The organism is Pseudomonas fluorescens, from assembly GCF_001307155.1.
Taxonomy (GTDB): domain Bacteria; phylum Pseudomonadota; class Gammaproteobacteria; order Pseudomonadales; family Pseudomonadaceae; genus Aquipseudomonas; species Aquipseudomonas helvetica.
The window spans coordinates 862,932-880,042 of record NZ_CP012830.1; the positions used below are offsets into that span (position 1 = coordinate 862,932).

Annotated in this window: 18 protein-coding genes; 9 read left to right on the top strand and 9 right to left on the bottom strand. The window is 58.7% G+C overall.

Annotation, left to right across the window (positions count from 1 at the left end):
- Position 1 precedes the first annotated feature (1 nt).
- From AO353_RS04010 to AO353_RS04040, 7 genes are all read right to left on the bottom strand, one after another.
- Positions 2–715, bottom strand: coding sequence for a lipopolysaccharide kinase InaA family protein (locus AO353_RS04010; protein ID WP_054593788.1), 714 nt, complete (start codon positions 713–715; stop codon positions 2–4).
- 125 nt (positions 716–840) lie between these two features.
- The gene (locus AO353_RS04015) at positions 841–2,121 is read right to left on the bottom strand and encodes a sensor histidine kinase (protein ID WP_054593789.1); all 1,281 of its coding nucleotides are present in this window, start codon (positions 2,119–2,121) and stop codon (positions 841–843) included.
- Positions 2,111–2,794, bottom strand: coding sequence for a two-component system response regulator ColR (gene colR, locus AO353_RS04020; RefSeq protein WP_054593790.1), 684 nt, complete (start codon positions 2,792–2,794; stop codon positions 2,111–2,113). The genes AO353_RS04015 and colR overlap by 11 nt, the downstream gene beginning before the upstream one ends.
- 217 nt (positions 2,795–3,011) lie before the next feature.
- Complete coding sequence (gene groL, locus AO353_RS04025) at positions 3,012–4,655, bottom strand: chaperonin GroEL (RefSeq protein ID WP_054593791.1); 1,644 nt, start codon at positions 4,653–4,655, stop codon at positions 3,012–3,014.
- 49 nt (positions 4,656–4,704) lie between these two features.
- Positions 4,705–4,998 (bottom strand): co-chaperone GroES, encoded by a 294-nt coding sequence (locus AO353_RS04030; protein WP_008032125.1) that lies wholly within the window; start codon positions 4,996–4,998, stop codon positions 4,705–4,707.
- Between the two features lie 246 nt (positions 4,999–5,244).
- Positions 5,245–5,721 (bottom strand): FxsA family protein, encoded by a 477-nt coding sequence (locus tag AO353_RS04035; protein WP_054593792.1) that lies wholly within the window; start codon positions 5,719–5,721, stop codon positions 5,245–5,247.
- A gap of 66 nt (positions 5,722–5,787) precedes the next feature.
- Positions 5,788–6,519 (bottom strand): HugZ family protein, encoded by a 732-nt coding sequence (locus AO353_RS04040; RefSeq protein ID WP_054593793.1) that lies wholly within the window; start codon positions 6,517–6,519, stop codon positions 5,788–5,790.
- Between the two features lie 166 nt (positions 6,520–6,685).
- On the opposite strand from AO353_RS04040, the gene AO353_RS04045 reads away from it, so the two are divergent.
- Positions 6,686–7,444, top strand: coding sequence for an SDR family oxidoreductase (locus AO353_RS04045; RefSeq protein ID WP_054593794.1), 759 nt, complete (start codon positions 6,686–6,688; stop codon positions 7,442–7,444).
- 188 nt (positions 7,445–7,632) lie between these two features.
- Here the strand turns inward: AO353_RS04045 and apbC are convergent, their stop codons facing one another.
- Positions 7,633–8,727: an iron-sulfur cluster carrier protein ApbC gene (apbC, locus tag AO353_RS04050; RefSeq protein ID WP_054593795.1), complete on the bottom strand. Its 1,095-nt coding sequence runs from the start codon at positions 8,725–8,727 to the stop codon at positions 7,633–7,635.
- Positions 8,728–9,020: 293 nt separating this feature from the next.
- On the opposite strand from apbC, the gene metG reads away from it, so the two are divergent.
- From metG to AO353_RS04090, 8 genes are all read left to right on the top strand, one after another.
- The gene (metG, locus tag AO353_RS04055; protein ID WP_054593796.1) at positions 9,021–11,072 is read left to right on the top strand and encodes a methionine--tRNA ligase; all 2,052 of its coding nucleotides are present in this window, start codon (positions 9,021–9,023) and stop codon (positions 11,070–11,072) included.
- 120 nt (positions 11,073–11,192) lie between these two features.
- A complete protein-coding gene (locus tag AO353_RS04060; protein ID WP_054593797.1) occupies positions 11,193–11,780 on the top strand; it encodes an Rnf-Nqr domain containing protein in 588 nt (195 codons plus the stop codon).
- Positions 11,777–12,991: an electron transport complex subunit RsxB gene (gene rsxB / locus AO353_RS04065; RefSeq protein ID WP_054593798.1), complete on the top strand. Its 1,215-nt coding sequence runs from the start codon at positions 11,777–11,779 to the stop codon at positions 12,989–12,991. The genes AO353_RS04060 and rsxB overlap by 4 nt, the downstream gene beginning before the upstream one ends.
- Positions 12,978–13,976 (top strand): RnfABCDGE type electron transport complex subunit D, encoded by a 999-nt coding sequence (locus AO353_RS04070; protein ID WP_054593799.1) that lies wholly within the window; start codon positions 12,978–12,980, stop codon positions 13,974–13,976. The genes rsxB and AO353_RS04070 overlap by 14 nt, the downstream gene beginning before the upstream one ends.
- The gene (locus AO353_RS04075; protein ID WP_054593800.1) at positions 13,973–14,578 is read left to right on the top strand and encodes an RnfABCDGE type electron transport complex subunit G; all 606 of its coding nucleotides are present in this window, start codon (positions 13,973–13,975) and stop codon (positions 14,576–14,578) included. Before AO353_RS04070 ends, AO353_RS04075 begins: the two co-directional genes overlap by 4 nt.
- The gene (locus AO353_RS04080; RefSeq protein WP_054593801.1) at positions 14,575–15,165 is read left to right on the top strand and encodes an Rnf-Nqr domain containing protein; all 591 of its coding nucleotides are present in this window, start codon (positions 14,575–14,577) and stop codon (positions 15,163–15,165) included. The genes AO353_RS04075 and AO353_RS04080 overlap by 4 nt, the downstream gene beginning before the upstream one ends.
- 25 nt (positions 15,166–15,190) lie before the next feature.
- Complete coding sequence (gene nth / locus AO353_RS04085) at positions 15,191–15,829, top strand: endonuclease III (protein ID WP_054593802.1); 639 nt, start codon at positions 15,191–15,193, stop codon at positions 15,827–15,829.
- Positions 15,830–15,936: 107 nt separating this feature from the next.
- Entirely contained in the window at positions 15,937–16,116 is a 180-nt protein-coding gene (locus AO353_RS04090; protein WP_019693351.1) for a PA3496 family putative envelope integrity protein, read from the top strand.
- Positions 16,117–16,305: 189 nt separating this feature from the next.
- Here AO353_RS04090 and AO353_RS04095 read toward each other — a convergent pair whose 3' ends face one another.
- Positions 16,306–16,932: a response regulator transcription factor gene (locus AO353_RS04095; protein ID WP_054593803.1), complete on the bottom strand. Its 627-nt coding sequence runs from the start codon at positions 16,930–16,932 to the stop codon at positions 16,306–16,308.
- Positions 16,933–17,111: the final 179 nt, after the last annotated feature.

Genomic DNA, 17,111 nt, shown 5'->3' on the forward strand with positions numbered 1-17,111 from the left:
GCTACAAACCTTTGATAGAGCTGCCAAACGCCTTCTTATAAAAATAGATGAGCTTCGCCCAATCCGCCGAGCCCCACGACGAGTGGCGGCGCAGCTGTTTCATGTCATGCGAAGCCGCTTGCTGGCGAGTCAGGCGCTGACGGCACTTCTCCAGATCGAGTAACGCCACTTCGGCCCTGGCGGCGTCACCTTCACCGGTCACGCGCACAAAAACATGCTTGATATACAAGCAGCTATGCTGCCAGCGCCCCTTGTGCATCCGCGCCAGGTTCTCGGCCAGATCTTGCAGCACCCGCTCATGCAACGCCTCACCATGGCGCTCGCGCCCACCGCTGGCATACCAGTCTTCAATCTCGACAAAGCCGTCCAGTGCGGCAGTCACCAACAACGCTCGCCACTGATGCACCGGATCACGCTGGGCGCCACAGAACACCAGCTCAGGCACTCGAACATTCAGCGAACGGAGGCCGTTCAGCGCATCAAGCTCACGTAACACCGTCGGACGACCAAACGGGTGCAACCAGCTACGGTAAATATGCCCTGTCTGGCGCTTGGCATAGAGCAGCCGGTCATGGGGGGCACGAATCCGCTGTACGCCACTTTCCCCGCCTCTCCGCACGTTGGGCTCTTCCACCCATTCACCGCGCTGATTCCAGAAATAATTGAAGCGGTCTGCAGGAGCGACTTCCATTTCCGATGCCTGTTCAACTGCCATCCTTCTACCTCTTTCGTAATATATAAACGCGCCGCATGCCATAGAGCGGGATACAGTCCAAATGTTCCTGAACCCGAAAATCCGCCTGCTTGAACTCCGCTTCTACGGTGGTCGCGACCGTGGCATCAAGCGTCCGGCTTGCCCAGCTCGACATAAAAGCGGCAGCCGTTGGGCTCCATGGTGCTGAGACTGACGCTCCAGCCCTGGTTTTCACAAATTCTCTGCACCAGCGACAGGCCCAGCCCAAGCCCGTCCCCACGCTTCTCGCCACCGCGTACAAACGGCTCGAACATCGCTTCACGCTTCTCTTCGGGAATACCGACACCGCTGTCTTCGACCAGAAAACCGCAGGGCAGAATGGTCAAGCGAATAAACCCGCTGTCGGTGTAGTGCAAGGCATTACGCAACAGGTTGCCCATGACCGCGTGCAGGAATGTCGCGTTATAGCGCGTATCCGTCGGGTTGCCGGGTTCATAAAACAGCGTGAGACCCTTGTCTTCGATCGGCTCGCGCCACAGGCCGAGCAAGTCCTCGGCCACCTGCCCCAGGGTCTGTTGCGGCGACATGCTGGCATCTTCGCGCTGGGCGCGGGCGAGCATCAGGAAGGTCTGGACCAGTTCGCGCATCTCTTCACAGGCACGAGCGATCCGCTCGACCTGGTTGCGACTGCGCTGATCGAGGTCCGGGTTCTCCAGCAACAGCTCACAGGAGCTGGCCAATACCATCAACGGGGTGCGCAGTTCGTGACTGACGTCGCTGGTGAACAGCCGTTCGCGACTCAGCGCCTGGCGCAATCGGCCCAGCGTGGCGTCGAAAGCGACGGCCAGCTCACCGACTTCATCGGCGGCATAGTCCGGCGCCAGGGGCGGTGCCAGGCCGAGCAGTTGATCGCGGTGACGCACCTGGCGCGCCAGCCGGACCACCGGCGCCATGACCTTGCGCGCGAGCACCCAGCCGAGGAACACCGCCAATGCCAGACTTAATACAAACCCCACCAGTACCACGGCAAACAGCACTCGCTCGCGCTCTTCGAAATCGCTTTGATCCTGCAGCAGGACGTAACGTCGGCCGTCAACGATCTCGACGAGCGCGTGGTATGACAGTTGCTCGCGAAATACTTCATGAAAGCCCGCATTCAGATGCCGCAGGTCCCTGGGCAAGTCAAAGTCGCCAGGGCCGCCACTGAAGTAGAACAACTGATCGGGCTCGGGACGATGACTCCAGTCGGCCATACTGTCCATCAACAGCAACCGCTGTAAATCGCCACCCAGGCCTGCTGAAATCAGCTTTTCTTCGACCAGATGCACGGTCGCCACGATGCCTATGGCGAATGCCCCCGCCACCAACGCACTCATCAAGGCAAAGGCAATAATGATCCGCTGAGCAAGGCTCTGCTTAAACTCCATCACGCCCCTCGGCCAAGCGATAGCCGACGCCGTGCACGGTTTGCAGCAAGGGTTTGGCGAACGGTTTGTCGATCACCTGACGCAACTGATGGACGTGACTGCGCAGGCTGTCGCTGTCCGGACAGTCGTCACCCCAAAGGGCTTCTTCGAGTATTTCGCGACGCAAGACGTGCGGGCTTTTCTGCATCAACACCGCCAGCAGCTTGAGGCCTACCGGGTTGAGTTTCAGCAGGCGACCTTCGCGGGTCACTTCCAGCGTGTCGAGGTCGTAGCTCAGATCGCCAACCTGCAGGGCTCGGCGACCGCCACCCTGGGTACGGCGCATGACCGCCTCGATGCGCGCCGCCAGTTCAGACAGGGCAAACGGTTTGACCAGGTAATCATCGGCACCGGACTTGAAGCCCTGCAGCCGGTCATCCAGTTGGTCACGGGCGGTCAGCATGATCACCGGGGTATCGCGCCGGGCATCTTCACGCAGGCGTTTGCACAGGGTGTAACCATCGATACCGGGCAGCATGATGTCGAGCACGATCAGGTCGTAATGCTCGGTGGCCGCCAGGTGCAGGCCTGACAAGCCGTCCTGCGCGCAATCCACGGTATAGCCTTTAAGCCCCAGGTAATCGGCCAGATTGGCGAGGATGTCGCGGTTGTCTTCAACCAATAGAATTCGCATGGGCACTTGCTCCGTACACAGTTACGGCCGTCTTGGACCGCGCAGCTTAAGGCCAAGAGTGGCTCAGGGATAGATCTGTTGATCCAAACCCTGTCAGGGACGCAGAGCGTCCCGGGCTGCATTCCCACGCAGAGCGTGGGAACGATCATCTTCACAGAAAATAAAAAACCCCGCTGGCTTACGCCAGCGGGGTTTTTTCGTACAGGGTAAGGCTGGCTTACATCATGCCGCCCATGCCGCCCATACCGCCCATGTCTGGCATGCCGCCGCCAGCTGGTGCGTCTTCCTTGATCTCGGCGATCATGGCTTCGGTGGTGATCATCAGGCTGGCAATCGACGAAGCCGCTTGCAGAGCCGAACGAGTCACTTTAGCCGGGTCCAGGATACCCATTTCGATCATGTCGCCGTATTCGCCGGTAGCAGCGTTGTAACCATAGTTACCCTTGCCCTGCTTGACCTTGTCGACTACAACGCTTGGCTCGTCGCCGGAGTTGGCAACGATCTGGCGCAGTGGCGCTTCAACAGCGCGACGCAGCAACTGGATGCCGACGTTCTGGTCATCGTTGTCGCCTTTCAGCTCGGAGATCGCTTGCAGAGCGCGAACCAGTGCCACGCCACCGCCAGGTACCACGCCTTCTTCAACGGCTGCACGGGTAGCGTGCAGGGCGTCTTCAACGCGGGCTTTCTTCTCTTTCATTTCAACTTCGGAACCCGCGCCAACCTTGATCACTGCAACGCCGCCGGACAGCTTGGCCAGACGCTCTTGCAGTTTTTCACGGTCGTAGTCGGACGAAGTGTCAGCCACTTGTTGACGGATCTGCACAACGCGAGCCTGGATGTCAGCCTCAACGCCAGCACCGTCGATGATGGTGGTGTTTTCTTTGGACAGGATCACGCGCTTGGCATTACCCAGGTGTTCCAGGGTGGTGCTTTCCAGGCTCAGGCCGATCTCTTCGGAGATAACGGTACCGCCAGTCAGAACAGCGATGTCCTGCAGCATGGCCTTGCGACGGTCGCCGAAGCCCGGGGCTTTGACGGCAGCCACTTTAACGATGCCGCGCATGTTGTTCACAACCAGAGTCGCCAGGGCTTCGCCTTCAACGTCTTCGGCAACGATCAGCAGAGGACGGCCGGCTTTGGCAACGGCTTCCAGTACTGGCAGCATTTCGCGGATGTTCGAGATCTTTTTGTCGACCAGCAGGATCAGCGGACCGTCCAGTTCGGCGGTCATGGTCTCTGGCTTGTTGACGAAGTACGGGGACAGGTAGCCACGGTCGAACTGCATGCCTTCTACAACCGACAGTTCGTTTTCCAGGCCCGAGCCTTCTTCAACGGTGATCACGCCTTCTTTACCGACTTTTTCCATGGCTTCGGCAATGATGTCGCCGATGGAGCTGTCGGAGTTGGCCGAGATGGTGCCGACCTGAGCGATTGCCTTGGTGTCAGCGCATGGCTTGGACAGGGCTTTGAGCTCTTTGACGATAGCGATGGTCGCTTTGTCGATACCGCGTTTCAGGTCCATCGGGTTCATGCCGGCAGCGACGGCTTTCAGGCCTTCGTTGACGATCGACTGAGCCAGAACGGTCGCGGTGGTGGTGCCGTCGCCTGCGTCATCGTTGGCACGGGAGGCAACGTCTTTGACCAGCTGCGCGCCCATGTTTTCGAAACGGTCTTTCAGTTCGATTTCTTTGGCTACGGAAACGCCGTCCTTGGTGATGGTCGGAGCGCCGAAGCTCTTCTCGATGATCACGTTACGGCCTTTAGGGCCCAGGGTCGCTTTTACTGCGTCAGCCAGGACGTTGACACCGGCGAGCATTTTCTTACGGGCGGAATCGCCGAATTTAACTTCTTTAGCAGCCATGATCGATATTCCTTAAATACTTTTGTAGTAGCGGGAAATTGAGCGCAAATCAGCCTTCGATAACAGCGAGAATCTCGTTCTCAGCCATTACCAGCAGGTCTTCACCGTCGACTTTCACAGTGTTGCTGCCGGAGTACGGGCCGAAAACAACCTTGTCACCCACTTTCACGGCCAGCGCACGCACTTCACCGTTGTCCAGCACGCGGCCGGTACCTACAGCGAGGACTTCACCGCTGTTGGCTTTTTCGGCAGCCGAACCTGGCAGAACGATACCGCCAGCGGTTTTCTTTTCTTCTTCGCTGCGACGGATGACGACGCGGTCATGCAGAGGACGAAGCTTCATTGTCGATCTCTCCTAATTGTGGTTTTCAGCGGCCGGTGTAATCCCGGCGGGTTAAATTCCGGCGTTGCCGGTTGCGGCTCGTCAAGCGAACCGCGGAAGTCTGTCTGGTGATCTTCACCAGAAACCTTGCGGTGACCGTTACATAAGGGCGCATAAGCTTATTACAAGGGCTGGGCAGTGAAATTTTTTACGGCACCGACCACAGAAACGAACACGGCACCTGAAGGTGCCGTGCCAATGAAACAGTTATTTGGAGTCGCGGTGCTCGAACTCGCCCTCGATCACGTTCGGTTCACGGCCCAACGGTTGACGCGGAGCCGGGCCGCCACGCGGTTGCAGATCATCGGCAAAGGCACGCTGACGAATTGCCTGCTCCTCGGCGCGCTTGCGCATCGCGTTGGCCAGCAACCGACGGGTGATCGGCAAGATCATGATCAGACCGATCACGCTGCTGACGAAACCTGGCAGGATCAACAGACCGCCGCCCAAGGCGAGCATCAGGCCTTCAAGCATGGTCTGCGCAGGCAACTCGCCGCGGTTCAGGCTTTCACGAGCACGCAATGCGGTAGCCAGGCCGGCGATGCGCAGCACGAACACGCCGAACATCGAGCCGAGAATAATCAGCAGCAGTGCCGGGAAAAACCCGATGGCCGCGCTGACCTTGACGAATACGAACAGCTCCAACACCGGGAACAGCAGAAAGAGCAACAAAAAAGGGCGCATCAAATGGTTCCTCAACGCAAGAATGCCTTGCAAGTAGAACGTAGATGACGTCGCCGTTTCGTGATTTCAAGCGTCGGCTGTCGCATTTTTCGGCCATTGCTCGGCGTGAGCCAATAAAACCAAGGCTTCGCGTACTTGTGTCGGCGTATTACACACTTCCGGGAACGGTAACCAGTACAGCCCCTGGCCAATGCGCAGGTGCATGCCTTCGGCGTCGATGCCCGCCAACTGAGCGGGTGCGGTTTTCGGCAGGCCGGCCAGCTCGACGTAATGGGCGATGGCCTTGGCGTGGTCGGCGTTCATGTGTTCGATCATGCTCGCTTCGGCCTTGCCGGCGAATGGGTTGGCCAGGGTCAATTGGTCGACCCAGTGAATCGCACCGAAACCGCCGATGTAACGATGCCGTATCGGTTTGAGTACCCAGAAGTCGAAATCATGCGCCTTGTGATAATTCTGCGAATCCGGGAAATAGCGGTAATAACGCTCGGCGGCGGCATCGATGGCGGCCTGATCCTGAATTTTTTCCGCTTCGGCCAGGTAGGTCAGGCGACCAACGGCCTGTACGTCTTCAGCCTCGCGCTCACCCACCAGCAATGAGCATTTGGGGTCTTTTTGCAGATTGTGGGTGTGCTGGGCGATCCGGCTGATCAGGATCAGCGGCCGGCCCTGCTCGTCCAGGCAATAAGGAACCACTGAGCCGAACGGGAAACCGGGCATTGCCTTGGAGTGCGTCGAGAGCACTCCGCGGTATTCCTTGAGCAACAATTCTCGGGCATGCTTGGCAGCTTCAACGCTCAATTTATGACTCCTTATATAGAATCCGTCAAAAAAACGGACAGGCTCCTGGGACAAAGTTCCAGCAACGCCATCGGGGCAGTTCTCATGTGCAGCCAGGCCACATCAGGCGCAGATCGAGAGGCTCTCTAAAAGGAAACCACTCTGACCTGCCATTTGGGGCATGCGAATGAAACTCACTGACAAAGTAATCATTATCACCGGCGGTTGCCAGGGTTTAGGCCGTTCGATGGCCGAGTATTTCGCCGCCAAGGGCGCAAAACTGGCACTGGTCGATCTCAACCAGGAAAAGCTAGACCAGGCCGTCGCCGCCTGCAAAGCCGCCGGCGTCGAAGCTCGCGCTTATCTGTGCAACGTCGCCAATGAAGAACAGGTGACGCACATGGTCGCCCAGGTTGCCGAAGACTTCGGCGCGATCCACGGCCTGATCAACAACGCCGGGATTCTGCGCGATGGCCTGCTGATCAAGGTCAAGGATGGCGAAATGACCAAAATGAGCCTGGCCCAGTGGCAGGCCGTGATCGACGTCAACCTGACCGGCGTGTTCCTCTGCACCCGTGAAGTGGCGGCGAAAATGATCGAGCTGAAGACCGGCGGCGCGATCGTCAACATCTCCTCGATTTCCCGCGCCGGCAACGTCGGCCAGACCAACTACTCCGCCGCCAAGGCCGGGGTTGCTGCGGCCACCGTGACCTGGGCCAAGGAACTCGCGCGCCATGGCATTCGCGTGGCCGGTATTGCGCCGGGCTTCATCGAGACCGAAATGACCCTGAGCATGAAGCCTGAAGCCCTGGAGAAAATGACCTCCGGGATTCCGCTCAAACGCATGGGCAAGCCCGAAGAGATCGCCCATTCGGCGGCGTACATCTTCGAGAACGACTACTACACCGGCCGGATCCTGGAAATGGATGGCGGTTTGCGGATTTAAAGTTCAGCACAAAACCCTGTGGCGAGGGGGCTTGTCGGAACGCCGCACCGCCCCGTTCGGCTGCGAAGCAGTCGTAAACCGGTTGACGCGTTTTTACAGGGAGAGAACGCCGACCAGTATTGGGGTGGCTTCGCCACCCAACGGGGGCAAGCCCCCTCGCCACAAAAGCAGGTCCTCCATTTACCCAATCAATCGTCACTGACGGTGATATTCGGCATCGCTGGCGTGGCGGCTTCCTGCAAGACAATCCGCGCACCGACGTGACGGGCCAGTTCCTGGTAGACCATGGCGATCTGGCTGTCCGGTTCGGCGATCACCGTTGGCTTACCGCCGTCAGCCTGCTCGCGGATCAACATCGACAACGGCAGCGATGCCAGCAGTTCGACGCCATATTGACTGGCCAGCTTCTCGCCGCCGCCTTCACCGAACAGGTGCTCGGCATGACCGCAGTTGGAGCAGATGTGCACGGCCATGTTTTCCACCACGCCTAGCACTGGAATGTTGACCTTGCGGAACATCTCCACGCCTTTGCGGGCGTCCAGCAATGCCAGATCCTGCGGCGTGGTGACGATCACCGCCCCCGCCACCGGGACTTTTTGTGCCAGGGTCAACTGAATGTCACCGGTACCCGGCGGCATGTCGATCACCAGATAATCCAGATCGCTCCAGGCGGTCTGTGTCACCAGTTGCAGCAAGGCGCCGGAGACCATCGGGCCACGCCAGACCATCGGCGTGTTGTCGTCGGTCAAAAACGCCATGGACATGACTTCAACGCCATGCGACTCGATCGGCACGAACCACTTCTGGTCCTTGATCTTCGGTCGGGTGCCTTCCGGGATGCCGAACATGATGCCCTGGCTCGGGCCGTAGATATCGGCATCGAGGATCCCGACCTTGGCGCCTTCACGGGCCAGCGCCAACGCGAGGTTGGCGGCGGTGGTGGATTTGCCCACGCCGCCCTTGCCGGACGCCACGGCGACCACGTTCTTGACGTTGGCCAGGCCTGGAATCTGCGCCTGCGCCTTGTGCGCGGCAATCACGGTGCTGATCTCGACTTTGGCCGAGGTCACGCCCTCCAGGCCCTCGATAGCCATTTGCAGCATCTGCGCCCAGCCACTCTTGAACAGGCCGGCGGCGTAGCCCAGTTCCAGCTGAACGCTGACGCGGTCACCCTGGATGTCGATGCTGCGCAGGCAACCGGCGCTGAGCGGATCCTGGTTCAGGTAAGGGTCGGTGTACTGACGAAGGACGGCTTCCACCGCTGCGCGATTGACGGCGCTCATGGGCAACTCCGATAACAAGGCTGGAAAATCAGACGGGTATCCTACGCCGGACACTCATTTGTGGCGAGGGAGCTTGCTCCCGCTCGGGTGCGCAGCAGCCGTAATTTTATTGACGCGGCGATGCTGTCCGCTCGGCGTCGCCTTATAAGGGGCGGCTTCGCCACCCAGCGGGAGCAAGCTCCCTCGCCACAGGTATTCGCAGCCGATGTATCCGGAAACAGGCCTGAAGGGTGAAAAATATGCGCCGGCGCTTTATAGTGGCCGACCTCCGTTTCATCAAGTAGCCGAGCCCCATGTCCGAGCCACGCAAGATCCTCGTCACCAGCGCCCTGCCCTATGCCAATGGTTCAATCCACCTTGGCCATATGCTTGAGTACATCCAGACCGATATGTGGGTGCGCTTCCAGAAGCATCGCGGCAATCAATGCACGTATGTCTGCGCGGACGACGCCCACGGTTCGGCCATCATGCTGCGCGCAGAAAAAGAAGGCATCACCCCGGAACAACTGATCGCCAACGTCCAGGCTGAACACAGCGCCGACTTTGCCGAGTTCCTGGTGGACTTCGACAACTTCCACTCCACTCACGCTGAAGAAAACCGTGAGCTGTCGAGCCAGATCTACCTGAAGCTGCGTGACGCCGGGCACATCGCCACGCGCTCGATCACCCAGTATTTCGACCCGGAAAAGAAAATGTTCCTGGCCGACCGCTTCATCAAGGGCACCTGCCCGAAGTGCGGCACTGAAGACCAGTACGGCGACAACTGCGAAAAGTGCGGTGCCACTTACGCGCCGACCGACCTGAAAGATCCGAAGTCGGCGATCTCGGGCGCCACGCCGGTGCTCAAGGATTCCCAACACTTCTTCTTCAAGCTGCCGGACTTCCAGCAGATGCTGCAGGAATGGACCCGCAGCGGCACCCTGCAAGACGCGGTCGCGAACAAGATCGCCGAATGGCTGGATGTCGGCCTGCAACAGTGGGACATCTCCCGCGATGCGCCGTACTTCGGTTTCGAAATCCCGGACGAGCCAGGCAAATACTTCTATGTCTGGCTGGACGCGCCGATCGGCTACATGGCGAGCTTCAAGAACCTCTGCGCACGTCGTCCTGAACTGGATTTCGACGCGTACTGGGCCAAGGACTCTACCGCCGAGCTGTACCACTTCATCGGCAAGGACATCGTCAATTTCCACGCGCTGTTCTGGCCAGCCATGCTCGAAGGCGCGGGCTACCGCAAGCCGACCGGTATCAACGTACACGGCTACCTGACCGTCAATGGCCAGAAAATGTCCAAATCCCGCGGCACCTTCATCAAGGCCCGGACCTACCTGGACCACCTGTCGCCGGAATACCTGCGTTACTACTACGCCTCCAAGCTCGGCCGTGGTGTCGACGACCTGGACCTGAACCTCGAAGACTTCGTACAGAAGGTCAACTCCGACCTGGTCGGCAAAGTCGTCAACATCGCCAGCCGCTGCGCCGGCTTCATTCACAAAGGCAACGCTGGCGTGCTGGTGGCCGGTAATGCCGCGCCAGAACTGACCGACGCGTTCCTGGCCGCCGCGCCAAGCATCGCCGAGGCTTACGAGGCTCGCGACTTCGCCCGTGCAATGCGTGAAATCATGGGCCTGGCCGACCGCGCCAACGCCTGGATCGCCGACAAGGCGCCATGGTCGCTGAACAAGCAGGAAGGCAAGCAAGACGAAGTCCAGGCGATCTGCGCCCTGGGCGTCAACCTGTTCCGCCAACTGGTGATCTTCCTCAAGCCTGTGCTGCCGTTGCTCGCCGCCGACGCCGAGGCGTTCCTCAACGTCGCACCGCTGACCTGGAACGATCACGCGACCCTGCTCAGCAACCATCAACTGAACGAGTTCAAACCGCTGATGACCCGTATCGACCCAGTCAAGGTGCAAGCCATGACCGACGCTTCGAAAGAAGACCTGGCCGCCAGCCAGACCGACACCGGTGATGCCGCCCCACAAGGGAATGGCGAACTGGCCAAGGATCCGCTGTCGCCAGAGATCGAGTTCGATACCTTTGCCGCAGTTGACCTGCGGGTGGCGCTGATCCTCAAGGCCGAAGCCGTGGAAGGCGCGGACAAGCTGCTGCGCCTGACCCTGGATATCGGTGACGAGCAACGCAACGTGTTCTCCGGCATCAAGAGCGCATATCCAGACCCGGCCAAGCTTGAAGGTCGTCTGACGATGATGATCGCCAACCTCAAGCCACGCAAAATGCGTTTCGGGATCTCCGAAGGCATGGTCATGGCGGCAGGCCCTGGCGGCGAAGAAATCTACCTGTTGAGCCCGGACAGCGGCGCCAAGCCGGGTCAGCGCATCAAGTAAGTTGCCTGACTGAACCGATCCCACCGTCGCGTTGACTCGCGGCGGTGGGATTTTCATATCTGCTTGCCGGATAATGCCTAATCTTTATGCACAGGCCCGTTCGCTCAACCCGGCACGCCCATGACCGACATTCTGCTCACGCTCATCAGCACTGCCCTGATCAATAACTTCATCGTGCACTGGCCGCTGGGTGTCGATCCGTTGATGCAATCGACGCGTGAGCCTGCCATCGAACGTCGTCAGGTTCATGCCCTGGGCATTGCAACCACCTGCCTGATGTTGCTCAGCGGCGTTCCGGGTTACGCGGCCTATCACTGGTTGCTGATACCGCTTGGGCTGACGTCCTTGTACCTGTTTGTGTTTTTGCCCTTGAGCGTACTGCTGATTACCCCGCTGCTGAATCTGCTGACGCGTGCCCTGCCGCAGTTACCGTTCAACGGCTTGTGGCCGTTGTTGCTGGGCAACGCTGGCGTGCTGGGGCTGAGCCTGTTCGGCATGCAGAGTGACAAAGGCTTTGGCTATCACGTAGCGCTATGTCTTGGCGCCGGGCTGGGTTTCTGGCTGGTGCTGAGTCTGTTCAGCGACCTGCGCCAGCGCATTCTCAATAACGATGTGCCCCTGCCCTTTCGTGGCCTGCCGATCGACCTGATCAGCGCCGGACTGGTCGCAGTGGCATTTCTCGGCTTCAGCGGACTGATCAAAACATGAGTCTGATTCAACGTATCGACGCACTCCTGCCGCAGACCCAATGCGGCAAATGCGGCCACCCCGGATGCAAGCCCTACGCTGAAGGCATTGCCAATGGCGAGGCAATCAACAAGTGCCCGCCGGGCGGCAACGAGACCATTTCAGCGTTGGCCGAACTGCTGAAAATCCCGGTGTTGGAACTGGACACCAGCCGTGGCTCGGCACCGGCGCAAATTGCATTTATCCGTGAAGCCGAATGCATCGGCTGCACCAAGTGCATCCAGGCCTGCCCGATAGACGCGATTGTCGGCGCGGCAAAACTGATGCACACGGTGCTGATCGACGAATGCACCGGCTGCGATCTGTGCGTAGCACCCTGCCCGGTGGATTGCATCGAAATGCATCCTTTACCCTCGACCCAGGTGCTGCCGATTATCGGTGGTCTGGCGTTCACGCCCGAAGAACTGCAAGCACGCAACGCCAAACGCGATCACGCAAGGCAGCGCTTCGAACAGCGCAATGCACGCCTGCGTCGTGAGGAAGAGCAAAAGCACGCCGAACGACTGGCCCGCGCGCAAAAAGCCGCTCAACACAGCGATGCCAGCAATACCCCGCTGCAGGACGCCATTGCCCGGGTTCAGGCCCAAAAAGCCGCAGCCGCCGATGCCGCGCTGAAAAAGGCCAAGATCGATGTGGCGATGAGCCGCGCGCAACTGAACAAATCGCTGAAAGCTTTTGGGCATCCTCCGACCTTCGAACAGCAGTCGCAGCTGATCATTTTGCAGCAGCAATTCGAAGCCGCCGAGCAAGCTCTGACGCAGCTCGAAAGCACAGTCCCCTCAGCACCTGTGCAACCGACGGCGCCGGCCAACGATGCCGAACTCAAACGCGCGAAAATCCAGCTGGCGATGCGTCGCGCCGAGCTGAAAAAAGCCCAGGCCAGCGAAGCACCGGCCGAGCAACTGGAAGCGCTCAGCGCGGCCCTCGCTCAAGCGGAGCAGGCGCTGCACGCTGCCGAGGGAGCCAGCGAAAAACCGGCACCCGACCTGGTACGCGTCGAAAAACGTCCCATCGACGCTCAACTGCGGCAACTGAAAACCGAGCTGGCTTATGCCCGCGCCGATGTCAGCAAGCTCGAGCGGGGCCCTGATACACCGGCGGAGCTCCTGGCCAAGGCCCGCGAACGGCTCTGCGAAGCCGAGCGCCAGGTAAACGCCTATGTCGCCCCTTGAACCGGTCGATGATCGCCTGCAACAGGCGATGAAGCGGGTGTTACTGGCCACCGTGCCGGGCATGCTGGTGTTGTTCTGGTTATCTGGCTGGGGTGTTCTGATCAATCTGCTGCTGGCCTGCGGCAGCGCGTTAGCCGTTGAAGCGCTGGTGTTGCGGTTGCGCAAGTACCCGCTCAAGCCTGCGCTAAGCGACGGCAGCGCGTTGGTCAGCGCCACCTTGCTGGCACTGGCGTTACCACCTTACTGTCCATGGTGGTTGACGGTCAGCGCTGCGGCATTCGCGATGTTTTTCGGCAAGCACCTTTATGGTGGCGTTGGCAAAAACCCGTTCAATCCGGCCATGCTCGGTTTTGCGCTGGTACTGGTGTGTTTCCCGCGACAGATGACCCACTGGCCGACGTCCCACGGGATGAATCTGCTCGCCGGCCTGCAACAGATTTTCGGTTTCAATTTCAGCGGTGCCGAGCAGCCCGACGCCTGGGTGACGGCCACGGCGCTGGATAGCCTGCGAATCAACAAAAGCCTGACCATGGACGAACTCTTCGCCGGCAACCCGGCGTTTGGCCACATGGGTGGTAAAGGTATCGAATGGGTGAATCTGGCTTTCCTCGCCGGCGGCGCGTTCCTGTTACAGCAGCGGGTGTTCAGCTGGCATGCGCCGGTCGGCATGCTCGGCAGTCTGTTCGTCATCAGCCTGTTGTGCTGGAACGGCTCAGGTTCGGACTCCCACGGCTCCCCGCTCTTTCACTTGCTGACGGGTGCGAGCATGCTCGGGGCATTCTTTATCGTGACCGAACCGGTATCGGGAGCGAAAAGTCCAAAAGCCCGCCTGATGTTCGGCGCGGGCGTCGGCCTGCTGACCTACCTGATTCGAACCTGGGGCGGCTATCCCGACGGGGTGGCCTTTGCGGTGCTGCTGATGAATCTCTGCGTACCGGCCCTGGAACGCCTCGCTGCTGCACAACCAGAGCCTCGTACACCATGAAGCGGAATTTCAGTGTGCTGATGCTGGTGGTCGTGGCCGGATTGGGCGCAGGCGCTACATTTTTCCTGCAACACGCCACCGCGCCGCAGATATCGGCTGAACAGCGCTTGATCGAAAGCCGCAAGCTGTTCGACATGCTGCCAGTCGGCAGCTACGACAATCAGCCTTTGGACCAGCCACTCGCGTTCAAGGATATCGCGCTGAGCAACAGCACCTTACTGGGCGGTTACCTGGCCACAGCAGGCGGAAAACCCAGTGCAGTGATATTACGCAGCCAGGTGACGGGTTACGAAAATGCGATCGAACTGCTGATCGTGATCGACATCAACGGCAAGTTGCTGGGAGTCAAAACCCTCAAGCAATCGGAAACACCAGGGCTGGGCGGGAGAATCGCCGACCAGCCCAATCCCTGGCTTCAGGGCTTTTTCGGCAAGTCGCGCAACGACCCTGGTGACAGTGGCTGGGCGCTGAAAAAAGATCAGGGGCAATTCGACCAGTTGATCGGCGCAACCGTCACTTCCAGGGCGGTGATCAGCGCGATCCATGATGCGTTACGCTATTTCGACGAGCATCAGCCACAACTGATCGGGAGCGGACAATGAACCAGTCCTCGATGCTGCAGAACTCACTGATATTGACCCCGTTGATCGGCGCCAGTGACTCCTTGGTAAAAGCCTTGGGTCTGTCGCTGTTATCGCTGCTGGTCATTGGTGTTTACGGCCTGAAGATGAGTGTATTGCGGCCGCGAATCGTCCCGTCCATGCAGTTGATCACCTGCATTGCACTCGCCGCCACATTGACCAGCCTGGCAACATTGGCATTACAGGCCTGGGCCTTTGAACTGCATCAGCAACTGGGAATGTATGCCGGACTGATTGCCCTGCAGTGCATTGTGCTGGAGTACAGCGGCTTTTTTACCCAGGCAAGCATGATCGACCGGACTCGCCTGTCCAGCCTGTTTTTTGGGCTGATGGTTGTACTGGGCGTGTTGCGAGAAGCCCTTGGCAATGGGTCATTCGCCAGCCATGTGTCCTGGTTGAGCGGAATTATTGATTCCAGCGGGCAAGGCTGGCTGTTTGCCGCTGATGGCGGCATACGACTGGCCATCCTCGCCCCCGGCGGATTTATCCTGCTGGGACTGCTCATAGCCGCCAAACAAGCCTGGCCTGGCGCCTCGACCTCACACTGACCGCCTTCAAGGAACTGCTCTGCCCATGAATGCTGCAAAACGCCTGGAAATTTTCCGTCGGCTTCACGAAGACAATCCGGAACCGAAAACCGAACTGGCCTACTCGTCGCCCTTCGAATTGCTGATCGCCGTGATCCTTTCCGCGCAGTCCACGGACGTAGGCGTCAATAAGGCCACCGCCAAGCTGTTTCCGGTGGCCAATACTCCGGCAGCGATGTATGCGCTGGGTGTAGAAGGATTGTCCGAGTACATCAAGACCATAGGCCTGTACAACAGCAAGGCAAAAAACGTCATAGAAACCTGCCGAATGCTGGTAGAGCTTCATGGCGGTGAAGTACCGCAAACCCGCGAGGAGCTGGAAGCGCTGCCCGGGGTCGGTAGAAAGACCGCGAACGTGGTGCTCAATACGGCTTTTCGTCAGCTGACCATGGCCGTCGACACGCACATTTTCCGGGTCAGCAACCGCACAGGGTTAGCGCCAGGCAAGAATGTCGTCGAGGTGGAAAAAAAACTGATGAAGTTTGTTCCCAAGGAGTATCTGCTCGACTCCCATCACTGGCTGATCCTCCACGGACGCTACGTTTGCCTGGCTCGCAAGCCCCGTTGTGGCAGCTGCCGTATCGAAGACCTGTGCGAATACAAGCAAAAGACCTCCGACGATTGAGGTTCTATTAGATTTATTGATTTACCGATTGAAAAAATCTTTTTTACCCGCCGGGAGAATGTCGATATAAGAAGCGCCAATGGCATTCTTAGCCTGGAGTTAACCTTATGAGCACTGGCAAAGAACAACTGGACACAGAAGACGACTTCATCTCTGTTGAGGCCGATGATGCCGAGCCTGTGGTAGAGGTAGCAAAGACCAACCTGAGCAAACGTCGCACCATCGATAATCTCCTGGAGGAGCGCCGCTTGCAAAAGCAACTGGCCGATTACGACTTTGACCTTTAACACCTGAAAGCCTCCCGAAATGGAGGCTTTTCAGCACTCCCTCAACCGCTGGGCAATGCTCTCTGATTCATCAATGAGTCCGGCGCGGCGGAGACATCAGGGCAAGCCATCCGGCGACTCAAAATCCGATCAGACTCCGCTTACCTTCAGACGCTTTCCATGCACAAAGCACTACTCGCCCGGAGAGATTCAAACCAGACCATTACGCTGCGCAAGCTCGATAAGGTCTACCAGCGAGCGGGCATTTAGCTTCAATAGCAGACGCGTTTTGTAAGTACTCACGGTTTTGTTGCTGAGGAACATTCCATCGGCAATTTCCTTGTTGGTCTTTCCTCGGGCCAACTGTTGTAAAACCATCATCTCCCTTCCTGACAGACGATCCACCATGTCGGCTTCACTCGCGTTCCCCAAACTTGAGCGAACCGAGTGCAACGCCTGATTCGGAAAGTAGCTATACCCTGACAATACAGCCTTGATTGCACTGAGCAACTCGGTGAGGTCCTGCTGTTTGCAGACATACCCGGCTGCCCCTGCCTGCATGCAACGCATTGAAAAGTGACCGGGGGCCTGCGACGTCAAGACCAGCACTTTCAAAGGCATGGTGGTCGAGGTCAAGCGCGCAATAACTTCCAGGCCATCCAGTTTCGGAATACCGATATCCAGTATCACGATATCCGGCATCTGTTCACGGGCAAGTTGCAAGGCATCGACACCATTGTCCGTTTCGGCAATGACCTCGTAGCCATGACGCTCCATTAGCATACGTACAGCAAGACGAATGACGGGGTGATCATCCACGATCAGCACTTTATTCATGGGCAAGTCCAATTTCGCTGTTCGAATTTTTAGAGCCCGCACAATAGCGTAGTCGTTTCGACCTTGGGATGCTGCCCACCCCAACCACCTACACCGAGAGACAATCCCTACAAACAACAGGGATTCCCCCTACAGGATTTCATAAAAAACAATGTCGCTTAAAGTTTATTCGAGGCATC